The 18,910-nt window shown below is 47.8% G+C and carries 15 protein-coding genes; all 15 read left to right on the forward strand.

Annotated features, from left to right (window positions below):
• Positions 1 to 36 precede the first annotated feature (36 nt).
• The 15 genes from spoIID (at position 37) to CZ379_RS07115 (ending at position 18,414) form a co-directional block, all read left to right on the forward strand.
• On the forward strand, positions 37 to 924 hold the full coding sequence (gene spoIID / locus CZ379_RS07045) for a stage II sporulation protein D (protein ID WP_234404849.1): 888 nt from the start codon (positions 37 to 39) through the stop codon (positions 922 to 924).
• A gap of 73 nt (positions 925 to 997) precedes the next feature.
• The gene (locus CZ379_RS07050) at positions 998 to 1,741 is read left to right on the forward strand and encodes a M23 family metallopeptidase (RefSeq protein WP_110931011.1); all 744 of its coding nucleotides are present in this window, start codon (positions 998 to 1,000) and stop codon (positions 1,739 to 1,741) included.
• Positions 1,742 to 1,922: 181 nt separating this feature from the next.
• Positions 1,923 to 2,207 carry a sporulation transcriptional regulator SpoIIID gene (spoIIID, locus tag CZ379_RS07055; RefSeq protein WP_110931012.1) on the forward strand — a complete coding sequence of 95 codons (285 nt, stop codon included), beginning with the start codon at positions 1,923 to 1,925 and terminating at the stop codon, positions 2,205 to 2,207.
• A 240-nt stretch (positions 2,208 to 2,447) separates the two neighbouring features.
• On the forward strand, positions 2,448 to 3,446 hold the full coding sequence (gene mreB / locus CZ379_RS07060; protein WP_110931013.1) for a rod shape-determining protein: 999 nt from the start codon (positions 2,448 to 2,450) through the stop codon (positions 3,444 to 3,446).
• An 85-nt stretch (positions 3,447 to 3,531) separates the two neighbouring features.
• A complete protein-coding gene (locus tag CZ379_RS07065) occupies positions 3,532 to 4,413 on the forward strand; it encodes a flagellar hook-basal body protein (RefSeq protein WP_110931014.1) in 882 nt (293 codons plus the stop codon).
• A gap of 14 nt (positions 4,414 to 4,427) precedes the next feature.
• On the forward strand, positions 4,428 to 5,246 hold the full coding sequence (locus CZ379_RS07070) for a flagellar hook-basal body protein (RefSeq protein ID WP_110931015.1): 819 nt from the start codon (positions 4,428 to 4,430) through the stop codon (positions 5,244 to 5,246).
• Between the two features lie 12 nt (positions 5,247 to 5,258).
• Positions 5,259 to 5,459 carry a DNA-directed RNA polymerase subunit beta gene (locus tag CZ379_RS07075; protein ID WP_110931016.1) on the forward strand — a complete coding sequence of 67 codons (201 nt, stop codon included), beginning with the start codon at positions 5,259 to 5,261 and terminating at the stop codon, positions 5,457 to 5,459.
• A 282-nt stretch (positions 5,460 to 5,741) separates the two neighbouring features.
• Complete coding sequence (gene fabZ, locus CZ379_RS07080; protein ID WP_055106090.1) at positions 5,742 to 6,164, forward strand: 3-hydroxyacyl-ACP dehydratase FabZ; 423 nt, start codon at positions 5,742 to 5,744, stop codon at positions 6,162 to 6,164.
• 74 nt (positions 6,165 to 6,238) lie between these two features.
• Entirely contained in the window at positions 6,239 to 7,957 is a 1,719-nt protein-coding gene (locus tag CZ379_RS07085) for a phospho-sugar mutase (RefSeq protein WP_110931017.1), read from the forward strand.
• Positions 7,958 to 8,116: 159 nt separating this feature from the next.
• Positions 8,117 to 10,138, forward strand: coding sequence for a DUF5693 family protein (locus tag CZ379_RS07090; RefSeq protein WP_110931018.1), 2,022 nt, complete (start codon positions 8,117 to 8,119; stop codon positions 10,136 to 10,138).
• Positions 10,111 to 11,325: a polysaccharide pyruvyl transferase CsaB gene (gene csaB, locus CZ379_RS07095; protein WP_110931019.1), complete on the forward strand. Its 1,215-nt coding sequence runs from the start codon at positions 10,111 to 10,113 to the stop codon at positions 11,323 to 11,325. Before CZ379_RS07090 ends, csaB begins: the two co-directional genes overlap by 28 nt.
• A 69-nt stretch (positions 11,326 to 11,394) precedes the next feature.
• Positions 11,395 to 12,090, forward strand: coding sequence for a WecB/TagA/CpsF family glycosyltransferase (locus CZ379_RS07100; protein ID WP_110934271.1), 696 nt, complete (start codon positions 11,395 to 11,397; stop codon positions 12,088 to 12,090).
• Between the two features lie 114 nt (positions 12,091 to 12,204).
• A complete protein-coding gene (locus tag CZ379_RS07105; RefSeq protein WP_110931020.1) occupies positions 12,205 to 13,326 on the forward strand; it encodes a glycosyltransferase family 4 protein in 1,122 nt (373 codons plus the stop codon).
• 647 nt (positions 13,327 to 13,973) lie between these two features.
• Complete coding sequence (locus CZ379_RS07110; RefSeq protein ID WP_199925508.1) at positions 13,974 to 17,930, forward strand: S-layer homology domain-containing protein; 3,957 nt, start codon at positions 13,974 to 13,976, stop codon at positions 17,928 to 17,930.
• 142 nt (positions 17,931 to 18,072) lie between these two features.
• Entirely contained in the window at positions 18,073 to 18,414 is a 342-nt protein-coding gene (locus CZ379_RS07115; RefSeq protein WP_110931022.1) for a hypothetical protein, read from the forward strand.
• Positions 18,415 to 18,910: the final 496 nt, after the last annotated feature.

Here is an 18,910-nt window from a genome sequence, read left to right on the forward strand (position 1 = left end):
GCGGCCCCGCTGCCGGCAGCACTGCCCGGCAGCGAATTGCCCTCGGTCAGCGTCTACCTGACGCATACCGGGGGCATCGAAACGCTGCCGCTCGAACAGTACGTCACCGGCGTGCTGGCGGCGGAAATGCCGGCTGACTTCGAGCTTGAGGCGCTCAAGGCTCAGGCGATCGCCGCCCGGACGTTCATCGTCCGCCGACTGGCAGACGGTGACCGTAGCGGTGTTCCGGTCAAGGGGGCGGACGTGGTTGACTCGGTAGACCATCAGGCCTACTTATCCAGCAAAGAGCTGAATAAGTGGCCGGAGCTCGGCAAGAGCGAGCAGTTGGCGAAGCTCCGCCGTGCGGTGGAGGAGACGAAGGGGATCATTATGACCTACCAGGGCAAGCCGATTACCGCGACCTTTTTCTCCGCCAGCGGCGGCTATACCGAGAACTCAGAGGAATATTGGTCGTTAAAACTGCCCTACCTGCGCAGCGTGCCTAGTCCTTGGGAGAAGACGGTCAATCCTTCCTTCAAACAGACAGTTACGATATCGGTGAGTGAGCTGTACGCCAAGCTCGGATTGAAGGCTTCTGCTCTACCCGTAACGGCGTCTGTCAAAGATAGGCAGTCATCGGCATCGTCACTCTTCCAAATCAAGTCGTATACGGCAGGTCATAGCATTAAAAAAATGCTCATTGGCGATCAAACCTTTACCGGACGCGAACTGCGGGAGAAGCTGGGTCTGCGCTCCGCTCAGTTTATGATGTCTCTGGACGGCGACAATGTGCAGATCACAACTTATGGCAATGGGCACGGCGTAGGAATGAGCCAATGGGGCGCCCATGGGATGGCCAAGCAGGGCTACACGACGACGCAAATTCTCAAACACTACTACACCGGCATATCATTTGCCCAAGCATCATCGCTTTTAAAGAGCTGAATTTTAAAAATATTACTATAATCCAAGTATAAAAGAGTCACCCTCGGTAACACTGGTTATTGAGGTGATAGCCATGAATGAACAAAAACCAAAAAAACAACCCCATGAGGAATCTCCCAAAAACATAATGGGCGAGCCGGAAGCACCGGTATCCGCATGGAAAAAAGTATTGTCCAAAAGATGGGTATATCCGGCAGCGTATGTGGCGGCAGCGGCAATTATACTAACCTTAGTGTGGGTCTACCAGGATGCAGGCCGCAAGCCTATGGAATCGACCCCCGCCAGCGTAACGGATACCGTTCAGCTTCCGGATGACGAAATGGTGCGAGACAACGCTTCTGACAATACGGATGCCGCAAAGACAGCCAGCACAGAGGATTTGATCTGGCCTGTAGCTAATGTTTCCGAAGTGTCTATCGTCAAGCCGTTCTATGAAAAGGAGGGCTCGGCAGAGGATCATCAGGCAGCGATGGTCGAATACAAGGATACCTTTACACCGAATACCGGCATCGATTTGGCTCGTGAGGATGACAAGCCTTTCGAAGTCAAGGCAGCGCTTGCTGGTAAAGTGACCCGAGTTGAAGAGCATCCGCTGCTCGGTTATGTTGTGGAAATTACCCATGCAAACAACCTGAAGACGGTATACGAGAGCTTAACCGACGTTAAGGTGAAGCAGGATGCTGAAGTGAAGCAGGGTGATACCATTGCCAATGCCGGGCGGAACGAGATGGAGAAGGATCTCGGCAACCACGTCCATTTTGCAGTATATGAGAATGGCGAGTTAGTCAACCCGGTTACTGTGCTTCCAGAAAACTAAATTCGGTTTTTCCGATCTGAAAAGGCGGAGAGCTTTATAGCTCTCCGCCTTTTCTTGCCGTTTGGCGCGGGTATGTAAAATAAATGATCTTGTCCGGGCTTGTCAGGCCTCCGAAACCGTGAATATATGGGCACGCCCCTCATATAATGTACCAAACTATCTCGAGTAGGGAGGCGGGAGCGTGCACGATTACATCAAAGAACGGACGATTAAAATAGGACGCTGCATCGTGGAAACTCGGCACACGGTTCGGACAATTGCCAAGGAATTTGGCGTATCCAAGAGCACGGTGCATAAGGATTTAACCGAGCGTCTTCCGGAAATTAATCCGGATTTGGCAGATCAGGTGAAGCACATTCTCGAATATCATAAGTCCATCCGGCATCTCCGGGGAGGAGAGGCAACCAAGATTAAGTATAAGAAGAAAGGGCAGAACAAACGAGAGGCGATCGGCTCGGTAAAATAACTTGAATTATAGGCACTGCGCATCTATTTAAACCATAGGATTGTCATTGAACACATCCCCCAAAGTATGGTATTTTTAAATATGGCATGGAAAAGTGGATTTTTATCTATAAATCGCGAAATATAAAGGATTAATCAGATTTTTTGTCGAATAATAGTGGAATAACGAGGGAAACTTTTACCATATACTTAAGGCAGCGTTTTCCATGATTTATAAAATACGCTTTGGGGGAGCATCGGGATGATGAGCAAGGATATTGGTATTGATTTAGGCACGGCGAATGTATTGATTCATGTGAAAGGAAAAGGGGTCGTCCTCGATGAACCGTCTGTTGTAGCGATAGAAAGCGACACGAAGCGCGTTCTTGCCGTCGGCGAGGATGCAAGACGCATGGTCGGGCGGACGCCCGGAAATATCGTTGCGATCCGGCCGCTTAGAGACGGTGTCATTGCTGATTTTGATATTACGGAAACGATGCTGAAGCATTTCATCAATCGAGTCGGAGCGAAAAGTTGGTACAGTCATCCCCGTGTTCTCATATGTGCGCCAACGAATATTACGTCGGTCGAGCAGAAATCGATCCGTGAAGCGGCAGAGCATAGCGGCGCTAAAGATGTATTTTTGGAAGAAGAGCCGAAGGCAGCGGCGATCGGCGCAGGAATGGACATATACGAGCCGAGCGGCAACATGGTCGTTGACATCGGTGGTGGAACGACGGATGTGGCGGTGCTCTCCATGGGAGACATCGTCACGGCTTCGTCGATTAAAATTGCTGGGGACACCTTTGATGTCGCTATTATTAAATATATTAAAACGAAGTACAAGCTTTTGATCGGGGAACGCACAGCCGAGGATATTAAGATTGCCATCGGCACGGTGCATCCGGCAGGCGTAGTGGCCGAACTGGACATTCGCGGAAGAGATATGGTATCCGGCTTGCCGTTAACGGTTACGATTACCTCGAAGGAGGTTCAGGAGGCGTTGTCGGATCCTGTCTATTCGATCGTGACTGCGGCGAAATCGGTGCTGGAGCGGACGCCGCCAGAGCTGTCTGCGGACATTATCGATCGGGGCGTTATTTTGACCGGGGGAGGGGCTCTCCTAAATGGACTGGACGAGCTGTTATCGGAAGAACTGCGGGTTCCCGTGCTGATTGCGGAGGATCCGATGCACTGTGTCGTTAAAGGTACAGGAATGATGCTGGATAATTTGGACAAAGTCATTAAGAAAAAGTTCTAAGCAACCGATATATAAATGAAGAACGCCATTTTGATCTTTATTAAACACTAATTATAGATAAGTTAAACAGTTTGGAGGTTGTCCCATGTTAAGAGGTCTCTACACCGCAGCATCCGGTATGATCACGGAGCAAAGACGCCATGATACGGTGACGCAGAACATAGCTAACATCAATACACCGGGCTACAAGCAGATGAACAGTGTAGCGCGAGCTTTTCCAGAAATGCTTGTATCGCTCGTGGGTGATAATACAACAGGTACGCGGCAGATTGGAAAGCTGAATACCGGGGTCTTTGTGGAGGAGAGTTTGCCTTCTTATATGCAGGGGGACCTAATGGAAACGGGTAAAAACTCGGATTTCGCTCTCATTTCCAATCTGGAATTAGATGATCCAGCTACGGGAGAGCCTATTGCGTTCGATGCATCAGGGAAATATGTGACTGAGGACGGAGAGATCATCTACCGCCCGGCGGCATTTTTTTCCGTCATGGACAGCAGTGGGAATGTTCGATATACTCGGGACGGAAGTTTTTACGTGAGCCCTGAAGGCGCACTAAGAACCATGCAAGGCTTTCAAGTGCTTGATTCGGAAGGGAATGCGATTATCCTGGGGCCGGATCAACCGATTGAATCGCTAAAGATTGATGCGCAAGGAAACCTGCAAATCAATGGCGAGGCGATTGATATTCAAATGGGAATTGCCGTTGTTACCCGGCCGCAAGCGCTCTTTCGCGAAGGAAACGGCGTGTACCTCGTTCAGGATGAAGAAGCAGCGGGAGTTCGTGCGCTGGAGGAGGACGAGCAGGTTCAGGTACAGCAGGGTTACGTCGAAGGCTCTAACGTGAGCATCGCCCAATCGATGGTCGATTTGATGGCTGCGCAACGGGCTTATGAATCCAATCAGAAAATGATCCAGTATTATGATAAAAGCTTGGAAAAAGCGGTTAATGAAATCGGCCGTGTATAGTATAGGAGGGCCACATGAATAACTCAATGATTAGTGCCATGGTATCCATGAATGGAATTCAGCAGCGTCTGGATTTAATTGCCGATAATATGGCCAATGTTAATACTGTAGGATATAAGCGCAAGGAAGCGGCCTTTCAAGATACGCTGAACAGCGTCATGCAGCAGTCCTCCGATTTTCAACTGGCCGGTCGCGCTACTCCGCTTGGTGTAAATATGGGATTCGGCTCTCGCATGTCGGAGCTTTCGCTGAACTATACGCAGGGAACAATGAAAGAGACCGGCAATATGACGGATCTTGCGATTCAAGGCAATGCGATGTTCCAGGTTGTAACTCAAGATGGCGAAGTCGGTTTCACGAGAGCGGGAAACTTCAATCTCCAGCCCAGCCCTGAGGATCCGGCAACGAGCTATCTCGTGACAAGCTTGGGGAATCCTGTATTGGATACGGATGGAGAACTCATTGAGGTTCCTTCCGGCTCCAATCTGCATATTGACGGAGCAGGGAATATTATAGCTGTAGATGGAACGACGGAAACAGAAGTTGGACGTATCGGGCTGGTTACTCTACTGCGTCCCGATGCGTTGATTCAGAAGGATAGCAATTTGTTTGTACTGCCTCCAGGCGAGATGGAGGGTGTAATTATTGCCACCTCAGATTTGGCTGAGGGAGAGCAGGCTACGATTCGGCAGGGCGTCCTTGAGAACTCCAATGTCGACCTGGCAAATGAAATGGCTGAAATGATGAAAGTGCAACGAGCCTATCAGCTTGCTGCACGCGCGCTAACTTCCAGTGATACGATGATGAACTTAGCCAATAACTTGCGTGGATAGGTGGAGAATTTCATGAGGCAAGACAAGAAACCGGTTAAGAAACGCTCCGGCTGGATTGTACTCCTGCGGATCTTTCTCATCCTGCTGTTCCTTGGCCTGGCACTGTTTGGAGGAGCAGTTGTAGGTTATGTCGTACTCGGCAAACAGGATATCAGCGGTGTCCTCGAATGGAGTACATGGAGACATGTGTTTGACTTAGTTTTTGCTCCGTAACAGGTGCTAAATCATGATATAATTGCAAAAATTGACGAACGACTCCCGGAAATCGGGAGTTTTCTTTTTTAAAGCGGAAAATGTATAATGATGGGGGTACTGTATACTAGGGAAAAATCAAAAGGGCTTGCTCCATAATCGGCACGAATGCCTCTTATGGATCAGCCCCTTATCTTAACCCTCGCTTCTGCAGAGGCGAAGGATAATTACAGTTTGGCCGTTCCCCGTCTTTTTTATACGGCAGGGCGAGTGAAAAATAGAATAGTGAAGGGAGCAGTACATATGTTAGACTCAAAGCAAATTCAAGAAATCATTCCGCATCGTCCTCCATTTCTATTGGTGGATCGCATTATCGAAATGGAGGATGGAAAAAGGGCCGTCGGTATTAAAAATGTTACGGTGAATGAGCCGTTCTTTGCGGGGCATTTTCCGGAATACCCGGTGATGCCGGGTGTGCTTATTACGGAGGCCCTTGCTCAGGTAGGGGCGGCAGCGATACTGAATGTAGAGAGCAACCGGGGGAAAATCGGTTTTCTCGCTGGTCTTGATGGCTTCCGTTTCCGCGGACAGGTTGTTCCTGGCGACACTTTGCGTCTTGAGGTGGAGATTACCCGATTAAAAGGCTCCATTGGCAAAGGCCGGGCTGTAGCTTCGGTGGAAGGCAAAGTCGTGGCAGAAGGCGAGATTATGTTTGCACTATCCTAATGGGCTTTGTTTTAATTCCACGACAAAAGTGGTTTGTATATGTATAGAGATAAGTTTAAGGAGGAGCGTTAACCATGGCTGAATTGAGTCATAACGTTGAAGAGAAAGTGAAAAGTTGGCTTCAGGATCCTTCGATCGATGAGGCGACAAAAGAAGAATTGAAAGCATTAGCTGATGATCCTGCAGAGCTGGAGGATCGGTTTTACCGGGACTTGGAGTTTGGTACTGGCGGATTGCGGGGCGTTATCGGAGCAGGAAGCAACAGGATGAACCGCTATACCGTGGGGCGGGCAACACAGGGCTTAGCCCAATATCTGCTTAAAGTACATGGTAATCAAGAAGGTCGGCCGTCGGTCGTGATCGCACATGACAGCCGCCACTTTTCTCCGGAATTTACGCTGGAAGCCGCATTAGTGCTAGCGGGGAATGGAATTGAAGCAAAGCTGTTCCCGTCCCTTCGCCCGACGCCGCAGCTATCCTTTGCGGTTCGTCACCTCGGGGCAACCGGTGGAATCGTCATTACGGCAAGCCATAATCCGCCGGAATATAACGGTTATAAAGTGTATAATGCCAACGGTGGTCAGTTGGTGCCGCATGAGGCGGAGCAAGTTATTGCGAATATCAAGGAGCTTACCTCCTTTGAACAGGTACAGCGTTTGACGAAAGAGGAGGCCGAGGCTCAAGGCTTGCTTGTCTGGCTAGGGGAAGCGGAAGATGAGGCATTTTTTGATACGGTGGCTGGCGTTAGCTTGAATCCCGAACTGCTTTCTTCCGAAGCAGGCAAAGATATTGTCGTTGTATTTACTCCTCTCCATGGTACGGGCAATGTACCCGTGCGCCGCGTGCTGGATAAGCTGGGCTTCACGCAGGTTCATATCGTCAAGGAGCAGGAGCAGCCGGATGCGGAGTTCTCGACTGTAAAATCGCCAAACCCGGAAGAACGGGATGCCTTTAAGCTGGCGATTGAGCTGGGAGAGCAAGTGGGGGCTGATATCCTAATCGGTACAGATCCAGATGCGGATCGGATGGGTGCTGTAGTCAAAAATGCAGCGGGAGAGTATGAAGTTCTGACAGGCAACCAGTCCGGCGCAATTCTTGCTCATTATATACTGAGCCAGATGAAAGAAGCCGGCAAGCTGCCAAGCAATGGCGCTGTCGTAAAGACGATCGTCACGAGTGAATTCGGCGCTGTAATCGCCCGTCATTATGGAGCGGAAGTCTTCAATACGTTGACCGGGTTTAAATACATCGGCGAAAAAATGGATCAATTCGAACAGTCCGGGGATTACACATATTTGTTTGGTTATGAGGAAAGCTACGGTTATTTGGCTGGCAATTATGCCCGGGATAAAGATGCGATCGTTGCTTCTACGCTCATTTGCGAAGCAGCCGCTTACTATAAGCAGCAAGGCAAATCACTGGTCGATGTGCTTGAAGAATTGTACGCCAAGTTCGGCTATTATCGCGAATCACTAGTGTCGCGGACATTGAAAGGCAAAGACGGGCTGGCGCAAATCGTTGCGCTGATGGATCAGTTCCGGAACGATCCGCCAAAGAGCATTGGTGCTGTTCCCGTAACGAAAGTAGAAGATTTTTCTCTGGGGCTCTATGGGTTGCCGAAAGAGAATGTATTGAAATTTTCACTTGAGGATGGCTCATGGTTCTGCCTTCGCCCTTCTGGCACAGAGCCAAAGATCAAGTTTTATTTCGCGGTAAGAGGATCTTCAGGAGCCGATGCCGCAGCGCTGTTGGAGCATTTGCAGGAAGAAGTGCTGAAGCACGTTGGCGAATGAGCTCAGCTTTATAAAGCAGAATTGAATTCGATTGAATAGTTTGCATGAAAACTCGCCATTGTAGGCGAGAGTGGATTTCATTTTGTCTTCTCCCGGGTACTTCAGCCAGTTGGATGTTGAACCGGGAGGAGGCGGGATTCATATTGAGGAGGTACCTTTGTGATCCAAGGTTGGCCGCGGTGGAATAATGCTTCCCGCAAATGGTTGTGGATATTAGTTGTAGTCGGCATCGTCGCTTCTTTGCCTGTTATTTATCAGCGCGTTCAGACGGAAGCGTCGGCGAAGAAGGTAGAATTTGTTTTTAATTATCGCGGACTGCTGGAGGTAGCATCCTATCAAGCTGATCCTACGGCCTTTATGGACGAGCAGCTCGCTCGTCTGAAGAAGGCAGGCGTCGGCTCGATGGCGATGTTTGAAACGAATTTGGACGAGCTGTCCAAAGCACGCCGGATTATGCTGTTTACGGCTGCGGATGTAGCCAAGCAGAATAATGCCGTGATTGCCGAGAATGGCAACTATACTTACGTCGCTTTTACGAACGAGGAGAATGAACGGCAGCTTAGACCGCTCATTGAGCAAGGGCTGCGCAATTTGGACATTGCGGTTTCCTCATGGCAGTATGGGGAGCACGGCGGTCTTAGGATTGCGGCGGGGCCGGAGGATGCGGTGCTGAAGCCGCTTCTGGAGACGGACCCGATTGCGTTCGCGATGCTGCGGGATAAAGGCTTTAGCATCGTGCCTCGCCTTAGTGATAATGTACCGTTTAATGAAGAAGATGTAGACAAGCTGCTGTCTTTTTATAAAGATAACGGGGTAGTGCGGATTATGCTCGACGGGGAAGGCGTAAAGGGCTATCGCGAGGATGAGGAGAAGAACAGTGTTGAGACGATGGCGGAATTATTGAACAAGCATGAGCTTGGGATCGTCGTCATTGAAAATATGAAGGTTCAGCCAAAAGGCTTCCATAAAATCGCTTATTTGACTGACTATAACGCGGTTCGCCTGTTCTCGCTGTCAGATACCGACGTTAACCTGGATAAAATGGTCGTTGCAGACAAGATCGCGTTAGCGACTAAGGATCGCAACATTCGCATGATTTATATTAATGCCGCTCCAAGCAAGGATTTGCAGAAGGGGGCGGTAACGAATCCGCTCGACAATATCGTGCATACGCTTCTGGAGCCGGGTAATGCCGTGGAGCGCGTAAAGAATAACGGCTTTGAATTAGGACAAGCCGAAGCGTTTCAGGTCGTTGATGCCTCATGGCAAAAATATTTGAAAGCCGTTGTCGTGGTAGGCGGAGTGGCGTTTGTGGCGCTCTTGGTGTCCATCTTTGCTCCATCGCTGACGCTTGGCTCGTTCCTGATCGGATTGGTGGGCTCCGCTGGACTATATGTATTGAAGCCTACTTTGCTGGAGCAGGCTCTGGCTTTGGGCGTATCCATCAGCGCGCCGACGATTGCGATGATTTTAGCCATTCGGAAGGTGAGAGAGCTCAATAGGGCGATACCGGATATGTCGGCAGGCCGCAGGCTGACTCACACGCTTGTACTGTATTTAAAAACAGCGGTGTTGTCATTGTTGGCTGTACCATTTGTAATTGCCCTCCTCAACAATATTACGTACAGTTTGGTTCTTAGCCAGTTCCGAGGGGTTAGTCTGTTGCATTTGGCTCCAATATTCTTGGTTGCTGTTTATATTATGTTGTATAAGGGTACTAACTTGGTGCAGGAATTACGGGCATGGATGCGCATGCCGATTACCCTGGTGATGGTAGTGGCAGCGGTTGTGCTCGGCGCCGCCGCATTCTATTATTTGTCACGTACCGGGAATGCGGGCACGCCGCTTCCGGGAGAAGCAGCATTCCGATCGATGCTGGAGAATACATTTGGTGTAAGGCCTCGTAATAAGGAGTTTTTATTAGCTCATCCATTGTTCATTGTCGGTATTTTTGCAGCTTTCCGTTATCGCTGGGCGTTATATGCTATGGTTGTGGCGGTAATTGGGCAGCTGTCGATGGTAGATACCTTTGCTCATATTCATACGCCGGCCGTGCTGTCGCTTATTCGCGGCGTGCTTGGATTAGGCCTTGGCTTGATCTTTGGATTACTGGCCGCTTTAGTATGGTATATCCTTGAAAGGTGCTGGGAGAAATGGTCACCTCGTCTTCTCAAACCATAGTTATTTCGGGTTACTACGGATTTCGCAACATAGGGGACGAGGCGGTGCTGCAATCGATTCTGGCTGCTCTTGAAGAAGAGAGTAAAGCGGCTGGAATCAGACTCGACCCTGTCGTCTTATCGATTGATCCGGAATGGACGACCCGAACCTATGGCGTCAAGGCTGTGCACCGGATGAAATTTGGTGAAATAAGGAACGCTATCAAGAGTAGCAGCGGTCTTATTAGCGGTGGGGGCAGCCTGCTTCAGGATGCGACGGGCATAAAGTCCATACCTTATTATTTGGGTGTCATTAAGCTGGCGCAATGGATGCGTAAGCCGACCTTCATTTATGCGCAAGGGGTCGGGCCTGTGAATCGCGGAATTTTCCGTCCACTCATTGCTTCCGTGTTTCGCCGCTGTCAGTATGTCTCTGTCCGTGATGTCGAATCGGCAGCTTTGCTAAAGGATATCGGTGTTCCAAAAAATATGATCGAGGTTGTTCCCGATCCGGTAATGGGACTGTCCTTGCCAGGCGATACGAATTCAGAAGCAGAAGCGAGCTTATCGGATAGCGCGGCTTCCCCGGCAAGCACTGAAGCTTCTGGGGCGAGCGGCGAAGCGAAGAGCGCAGCAGGAGCAAATTCTGCTAGCCAGCGTGAGCTTCCGGTTGTCGGCGTTTCCGTCCGCTACTGGAATCCGCAGCGCGCAGAGCTGATGAAGCTGGCTGAGGGGCTGAATGCGATCATGAATAGAATGCCGCTGCACATTCGCTTTCTGCCGTTCCATCATCCTATCGATGTGGAGGCCTCACGATTCGTGATGAATATGTTGAATCCTGCCGAGGAGCATGGCGGCGAAGTGAGTATCGCGCCTCAAAGCGAGACTCCGCTGGAGATGCTGGAGGAAGTCAAAAAATGTGATTTACTGATCGGCATGCGGCTTCATAGTTTGATCTATGCAGCTTCACAAAATGTGCCGCTGCTCGGTATCTCGTATGATCCTAAGATCGACCACTTCCTGGGCCGTCTCGGCAGTGTGCCTGCGGGAACAAGCTTTGATCTGGATCATCGCATCGTCGCTGCTGAGAGCGAACGCCTTCTGTTGGATCAGGAGGGGTGGCGCGCATCGCATGCAGCACAGCTGGAAGAGCTGCGGCGCGAGGCGCAGCTTCCGGCGAGACGAATCGCGGAATATTTACGAAAGTAAGGAGAGCTTGGCGTGGATGGCGACAACAACATCGTAACGATTTTTGGAATTCCCTTTTCTAAAGGGGGAATGCAGGGGACGGTTCAATATTTGACCGATGTGATTTCCGCTCGTAAACCGCATCAAGTCATTACTGCAAACCCGATTATGGTTATGGCTGCTTTGGAGGATCCTGCTTATAAGCAGATGATGCAGCAGGCGGAGCTGATCGTACCTGATGGTTCAGGCGTCGTTTGGGCTTCCCGGGTCGGTGGCGACCCGGTCGCGGAACGAGTAGCTGGCTATGATCTCCTGCATGAATTAATGAAGCAAGGGGAGCGTCACTGCTGGAAGGTCTATTTGCTTGGAGCAAGCCCCGAGGTTGTGCAGGAGACGGCGAAGCGGCTCAAGGCACAATACCCGAGGACGGAAATCGTAGGATATCGCGACGGTTATTTTGGCTTGGAGCAGGATGATGAGGTTATAGAGGAAATACGTAGAACAAGCCCGGATCTGCTGTTTGTTGCCCGCGGTGCGGATACTCAGGAGCCATGGATCGCCAAATACAAGCATCGGCTTGCCGTGCCCGTCATGATGGGGGTGGGCGGCAGCTTCGATGTTATATCCGGCCGAACCAAACGGGCCCCAAAGGTGTTCCAGAAGCTTCGGCTTGAATGGTTATATCGTTTGTTGAAGGAACCAACCCGGTTCCGTAGAATGCTTGCGCTGCCGAAATTCGTAGTTCGCGTGCTGTGGGAGAGAGGAAACCTGACAAAATCGCGTTAAATAAGTTGCTTTTGCAGGATAACGGCGCAATATTGCTCGATTACGGACTTGGTGATTTACTTTTAAACAGAGTATAATTCATTCCGGGCATAACAATTGGGGGTTGAATTTTACATGTGGCTTATATACATCATCGGGTTTATCGTGTCGCTCGGCCTGGCGCTGGGTTTGACGCCGCTCGTGAAGAAGTTTGCTTTTAAGGTCGGCGCGGTTGACGTGCCGAATGCGAGGAAAGTGCATACGAAACTAATGCCGAGATTGGGTGGACTGGGAATATATTTAGCATTTATCGTTGCTTTTTTTATCGTTCTCCCATTTATCCCTGAATCCTTCTCCGTGCGCGAAGTGAATTTTGTTAAAGCGTTTCTTGTCGGCGGCACAATGATTCTGTTGCTCGGAGCGCTGGATGATCGTTTCGATCTGTCGGCCAAATTAAAGTTTCTTGTGCAGATCGCTACGGCGTGTGTCGTCGTATTCGGTTTCGATATCAAGCTGGAATTCGCCAATATTCCTTTTCATACGTATTCATCGGTAGAAAGCTGGATCGCTATTCCGTTCACCATTCTGTGGATCGTTGGCGTCACGAACGCCATTAATTTGATCGATGGCTTGGATGGGCTGGCTGCAGGCGTTTCGGCGATTGCGATCGGTACGATTGCGGTTATGGCCTTCCTCATGGGGAATGTTGTTGTAGCTTTACTATGCTTATTGCTGCTTGGCAGCATTATTGGATTTTTGTATTTCAATTTTCATCCGGCTAAAATATTTATGGGGGATTCGGGAGCGCTCTTTCTAGGATTTAGTCTGGCGCTGCTCTCGCTTCTCGGCTTTAAGCAGATTGCGATCGTGTCCTTCTTGACGCCGCTCATTCTGATTGGCGTACCTTTATCTGATACGCTGTTTGCCATCGTTCGCCGCTGGATGCAGAAGAAGCCGATATTCTCGCCGGACAAAGGCCATTTGCACCATTGCTTGCGTGAACTTGGATTCTCTCATCGTCAGACGGTGCTAATCATTTACGGCATTGCTGCATTCTTCGGCGTGCTTGCTGTCATCCAGTCGTCGGCTGCTATGTACAATGCGAACTGGGTCACCTTTGTCGTCATTTGCATCATGGTCTTCTTCCTGCAAATTGGCGCCGAGGTCATCGGCCTGATCGGCAAGACCAAGCGCCCGCTGCTTGATTTCTTTGCCCGCCTGCGCATGAAGGTTAATGCGGAGCGCGGCTCGAAGTAATGTTGTTTAACGCAATTATAATTTTGACTTTTTATCGGACAACCCTTGCTGCTTCTTAATTGCAGTAAGGGTTGTTTTGTGTTGAGTGAGTGGACTGCTTAACGCGCGCGGAAGTAGTTGCTGCACGCACTAGCTGTATTTATGGTATTTAAAGGACCGGGTATCGCCAAATGTGAAAAACTAGTTGGAATTCTTGTATTTAAATTGCGGCCCAGGGACATGGAGAGCCCAAAGCAATGCCTTTAGTACACAAAATACAGCTGATTCTTGAAAATGCTGCGGAAGGGGAAAAGTTATAGCATGAAATCCATTTGAATCTAACGATGGGTGATGCTATTAAAGTGAAAAATTGAAAATAAACTTAGAGAAGGGCATCGGAAATGTTATTTTCTTGTTCTTACTGAATGAGACCGATCATACCACTAGAGCGATTCGTTATCATCAGGACGGGATGGATGCGAAGTTAAATGACTTTAGTATAGTTGTTCATAAACTTCGGGAGTGGATTAATCCTAATCTATTTTACATAATTCCTAAAAATTTGGATGTTATTCGCCGATAACTATTCTATACGACTCTTGGACGGTTTCCGACACGTGTTGCGGGAATCACTCAAAATTATTAGTAAAAAAGGAGAGATTATACTCATGCAGCGCATCAAGAAACCTTTCGTATGGCTTATGCTAATGGCATTGGTTGTTACGTTAGTCCCGGTTGGCATAGCTAAGCCGGTTCATGCAGCAACAAACACTTTTATGCTCGATGACAGAGAGCTTCAAGCGACTTCCTCGCTTACGACCGAAGCCGGGCCTAATCAAATCAAGCGGGAGAACGTATTGGTAACAACCAGTTCCACGCTGACCATTACAGGAACGTATACGACAGTTAGTGAAGAATCCCTGAGAGCTCGGGTGGAGCAATTGACATCTACCAAAAATGCTAATGGGGATACGGAATGGGTTACAGACAGCACACACTTCAAGGAAGGCTCTATTTCTAAAGATACTTCATCTACAGTGTTGAGATTTAAAGCGACGAATTTGTCATTGTTTCCTGGCTTTAACAAGATTACTTTGTCTGGATCGCAGAACGGAATAACCCGTTCCGACGTGTTTTATGTCCTTTATGACCAAGTGCCTTACGTTCAGGAACTGAAAATGCTAGGTTCCAGCATCGGCGAAATTTATTTGAATGAAGGAATCAAGGTGGTTTCCGACCGGGAAAACATTTCGATTCAGGGTGAGGTTAAAAATGCGACAGATGTAACGGTAGCCATTAATAACGAGAACCCGCTCATGTCGACATTGACTCAGACCGGTAAGTTTTTCTCGCCTTCCCTCAAACTAAGCACCGGACTTAATACATTGACTATTGTTGTTAAGACTGGCGCTGATTCAGTGACGCTTAAGCGCGAAGTATATTACTTTGATAAAAGCAGTCCTTTTATAAAAATTATGATGGCTCACGACGGCAAGGACTATGACCTGTTTCAAAAGACACCTACTGTAACAGGAGCAGTGACAACAAGTCCTACGGGTGTACTTGAGGTAGAAGTCCTACTGCCGGATACCGGGAAATCATTTGCCAATGCTGGTGTCGTGCATATTGATAGCACGCTTGTTTCGGCGTCGGATATAACTGATATTGCTATTCCTGCTCCAGACGGCATTAGCGCGGCATATCGCTTGGTGACATTTAAGGTCAATTCTTTTGATTTTAAGGAAGATCCGACCAATCCAGGGGTATTTTTAGAGAATCAAAATGCAGTCTTAACAGTAGCTTATGATAATGCCTTGAATGCATCTTACTCTATGAGCTTCAAATACTTGCCGGGCAGGATCGGTATCACGGATATGAAATATCTGAAAAATTTCGATCCAGCAAAAACATTGGATGAACAAAGCCAATTAGCTCTAAACGGTGCTGAAGTTGACAAGGAAGAGTTCTATATTCTAGTTACTGCGGATCAAGATATCAGCGGCGCGAATCTCGGGGCACAATACTTGCCGATCGGCGGGGCAGTAGCTTTAACGTCGGGGCCTTCTATTACTGGCTTGGCCTCCAACCAGCGAATTTACAAAGTTGAGGGCTTTTCCAGTGGGAAGCAGCAGGTAAGATTCTCATTTAATGGCTCTAATGCCTACTATGTTGCGACGATTTCATATGCAACGAAGAACTTTATCTACATTGAAAATATGTATGATGGACAGACCTTTGAAGTAGATTCGTCGGTTCCAACGACCCAAACGATCAAAATCAAGGGCGAGTATAAAGATTTCGAGAACGTGGAGAATGCTGAGTTTTTTGTGAACGGAAAACCGGGCAAGGAATTAAGTTCGCCTGTTGATTTAATGGCTACGTATCCAAAAATTAATATCGATCTTGCAGTAGATATAGACGGCCCACTGTTCTATGGAGAGAACCGGATTGTCTTTACAGGTACGTCGGTGGACGGTCAAGGGAACTCCCGCACAGTTCGCAAAGAGCTGCGGATTTATATTTTGGATAAAAATCTATCCAATATTACGATATTCCGTCCTGCCTTGGCAGACCCGGACAAGCGTGAATCCTTCCTCGGGCTGGAACTAAATGATATGTCGGTCAATCCTAAGCTGGATCGCATTTTGGAGCTGTCTCCAGAATTCGAGCTGAAGGAAGGCAGCTATGAGACAAGTCAATTGAAATATGACCTTGTTCTGCAAGGCGGTGGAGCCAAAATTATTAATCTGAATTTGGGCTCGGCTAAATTCTTCTCATCGCAGGATATTTCAGCAGCTGGATGGAATAGCGGGGACTTATCAGCGAATGGACAAGGAGATACACAAATTGTTTCCGGTACTTTCAAAGACCGGAATAATGTGGAGTACAAATATAATTTAGCGGTGTTTAAAGACAAATTTGTGTTGCGGATTGAGGATGTCCCCTTTGATACACCGGGCAGCCATATTTACAACGTAGAATTGATTAATGCTACTGGATCTCGGACTAGCCAGCGTCTTGAAATAACACGGGTATTGGCTGCATTCCGTATTTTGTCTCCGAAGCCAACGGTAGGGGATCAAATTATTGTAAATAAAAACTTTGTCCGCTTCGATATCGAGGCTGAAGGTGCAACGAGGGTCATTGTTGACAAAGAGGATGCCACAAAGCGTACAGACATGAACAACCGCTTCTTCTATGACTTTGTAGGCTTGAAGCCGGATAAAACGACAAAGATCAAGATTCAAATTATACGTGGAACTGAGACCTTAAACCACACTGTCGATGTTTACTATGCAAGTGCGATAGCGATAGACTCTCAGTACATGACGGAAAAACCGGCGAATAAATATTCGGCCTTCAACAAAGCGTTAGAGCTGAGCTTTCCGAAGGGAACTGTACTGCAGACAGCAAATGTTGGAACCAATGAAGTCACAAAGTTCTATCCGGACAATAAATACTTGTTCGGGATTGCTGATCCCAAAAATGGGATTGTAGAAATTCGAAACGACTATGGAAATATTATTAATGTGAACAAGGATGATCGTACACCAAACGGCGAAAGCAGTATCCGTCTTCCAGCGGATCTCGTTGAGCTGTTTAATCTCCCGACGAAAACCTATAACTTTACTAGAGTCTCCAACGTGTATTGGATTAGCGGAGGGATTGGCGAGAAGGGTACTAAGACCGATCCTGGTTATAAACCGGCTACGAATGGTTTGCCGCCTTATTCCGTCCTGCCGCAGTATTCAGACTATGGTAACTTTAAGGATGTAGCGATTTTCGAGCCGGAAAGAAAGCTTGTTCCATCGCAAAGAGGTACTTTGAAGCTGGCATTCGATAAGAATGTGGTTGATGCAGCGGGTACAACGATTACTGTGTTCCGGTTTAACGATAAAGCGGAATGGGAAAATATTGGCGGTGCAGTCAATACCAAAGATAACACGATCACTGTTCCGTTTGATGAATTTGGATATTACGTAGTAATGAAACAAAGCCGGGGCTACAGTGACATTACTAACCATCCGTGGGCACGGAATATTCTAAATGCGCTGTATGCCAAGGGGATTATGACTAACGTACAGGCAAGTGCGTTTGGCGCTGATGACCTGACTACGCGCGGTGAATTTGCTACCCTTATCGTGAAGGGATTAAACCTCCCGTTGAACTATGATATGAACGTTCAAACTTACTTTGACGTTGTCCCGGGTGCCAAGACGGATACTTGGGATTTCAAGTATATCGAGACGGCCTCAAGAGCTGGTATTATTTCCGGTCTCGGTGAAGGATACTTTGGCGTTGAGGAGCCGGTGACAAGACAGCAGGCTGCTATGATGGTTGCCCGAGCGCTTAAATTAAAGCTGCCTGCGAATGACAACAAGCTGAGAGATGCTCTTGCCAAACAGTTCCTTGATTCCGGCCGTATAGATCCATATGCCCGTCCAGCTGTACAAGCTGTATACAAGGCCAAAATTATGGATGCCCAACAAACCATGCTCCCAGGGCAGAAGAAGGCTTCCTATAACTTTAATCCTGAGAGCAGCATGACTCGTGCGGAAGCGGGAAAAATTGCCGTAGAGCTGCTTAAAAAGAGCACGAGCATATTCCCTAAAAACTTAAGCTAGTTACCAAAGAGCCTTACCCGTGGGACGATAAGCGGGAAGGCTTCTTTTTTTCCAATTACATCATTTTGTAATTTGTTGGAGATTACGTTACAATAGCAAAAGGAAGTAGTAGACATTTTAGCAAAAGGGTGAATATGGACAGATGAAACCGATCCTATCGAAGGCTCAGCTAGGCTATATGAAAGCAAAGACAAAATTCGAGGATAAATCGAAAGTTTTAGAGAAAAAGATCGAAGAAACGGCTAAAGCCCAAGAAGTGACGCAGGAAGTCATGGAAGTTCTAGTAGTAGAAACTGGATTCCATGAAGCATTCAACGCACTTCGTAATGCCGAGAATGAGCTCATCGATTGGTCACATGTAACGATGAAGCATGAGAAGACTTATAAAGATAATAAGAAGGCAATTGAAGATATGTATGCAAAGCTGGATACAGACCCTCAAATGCGCGCCCGGATTATTCAACTGGCGATGAAAGTTAGATAATAATCTTATAATGAATTAATCTTTATGTTCTTGAGTGAATAAGGCGTCCAATTGGGCGTCTTATTTATGCTATACGAGCATAGGATAGTAATATTGGGATTTTGGCAAATGTTGCTTAATGACTGGGATAAACAGGTATGTTATACTAATTTCCGTAAGGCGGTAAGGAAAGAAATAAGATGTAAACGAGGATAAGCTTAGAAAAGTAACAAAGTTGCAAATTTTTTTAAAAAGGGCGCAACTTTTTGAATTCTGCTGCGTTTAAGATGTAGAGCATTTACAATGATGACCAATTTATACGACGAAATTAGACAACCAAGATGTACCTTATGGGGAAACTTGTCTATCTATTAGAAAAATTAGCTTTACGGTTGTTGGTATACATTGTATAATGTCTAGGTAGGATTAGGTAACTAGTCTAGTTCTACGTTCTATTTGCTTGCATTGTTTACAAGTTTCTGCGGCCCACCCGCAGACCTAATTTATAGGAACTCGC

This window comes from Paenibacillus bouchesdurhonensis, from assembly GCF_900155685.1.
Lineage (GTDB): Bacteria > Bacillota > Bacilli > Paenibacillales > Paenibacillaceae > Fontibacillus > Fontibacillus bouchesdurhonensis.

Bases quoted from the DNA above. Each gene is read 5' to 3' on its own strand.
- CZ379_RS07050 (WP_110931011.1), top strand. From the start codon at position 998: ATGAATGAACAAAAACCAAAAAAACAACCCCATGAGGAATCTCCCAAA.
- fabZ (WP_055106090.1), top strand. From the start codon at position 5,742: ATGTTAGACTCAAAGCAAATTCAAGAAATCATTCCGCATCGTCCTCCA.
- CZ379_RS07070 (WP_110931015.1), top strand. From the start codon at position 4,428: ATGAATAACTCAATGATTAGTGCCATGGTATCCATGAATGGAATTCAG.
- mreB (WP_110931013.1), top strand. From the start codon at position 2,448: ATGATGAGCAAGGATATTGGTATTGATTTAGGCACGGCGAATGTATTG.
- csaB (WP_110931019.1), top strand. From the start codon at position 10,111: ATGGTCACCTCGTCTTCTCAAACCATAGTTATTTCGGGTTACTACGGA.
- CZ379_RS07110 (WP_199925508.1), top strand. From the start codon at position 13,974: ATGCAGCGCATCAAGAAACCTTTCGTATGGCTTATGCTAATGGCATTG.
- CZ379_RS07065 (WP_110931014.1), top strand. From the start codon at position 3,532: ATGTTAAGAGGTCTCTACACCGCAGCATCCGGTATGATCACGGAGCAA.
- CZ379_RS07085 (WP_110931017.1), top strand. From the start codon at position 6,239: ATGGCTGAATTGAGTCATAACGTTGAAGAGAAAGTGAAAAGTTGGCTT.
- CZ379_RS07105 (WP_110931020.1), top strand. From the start codon at position 12,205: ATGTGGCTTATATACATCATCGGGTTTATCGTGTCGCTCGGCCTGGCG.
- CZ379_RS07075 (WP_110931016.1), top strand. From the start codon at position 5,259: ATGAGGCAAGACAAGAAACCGGTTAAGAAACGCTCCGGCTGGATTGTA.
- CZ379_RS07100 (WP_110934271.1), top strand. From the start codon at position 11,395: ATGCAGGGGACGGTTCAATATTTGACCGATGTGATTTCCGCTCGTAAA.
- CZ379_RS07115 (WP_110931022.1), top strand. From the start codon at position 18,073: ATGAAACCGATCCTATCGAAGGCTCAGCTAGGCTATATGAAAGCAAAG.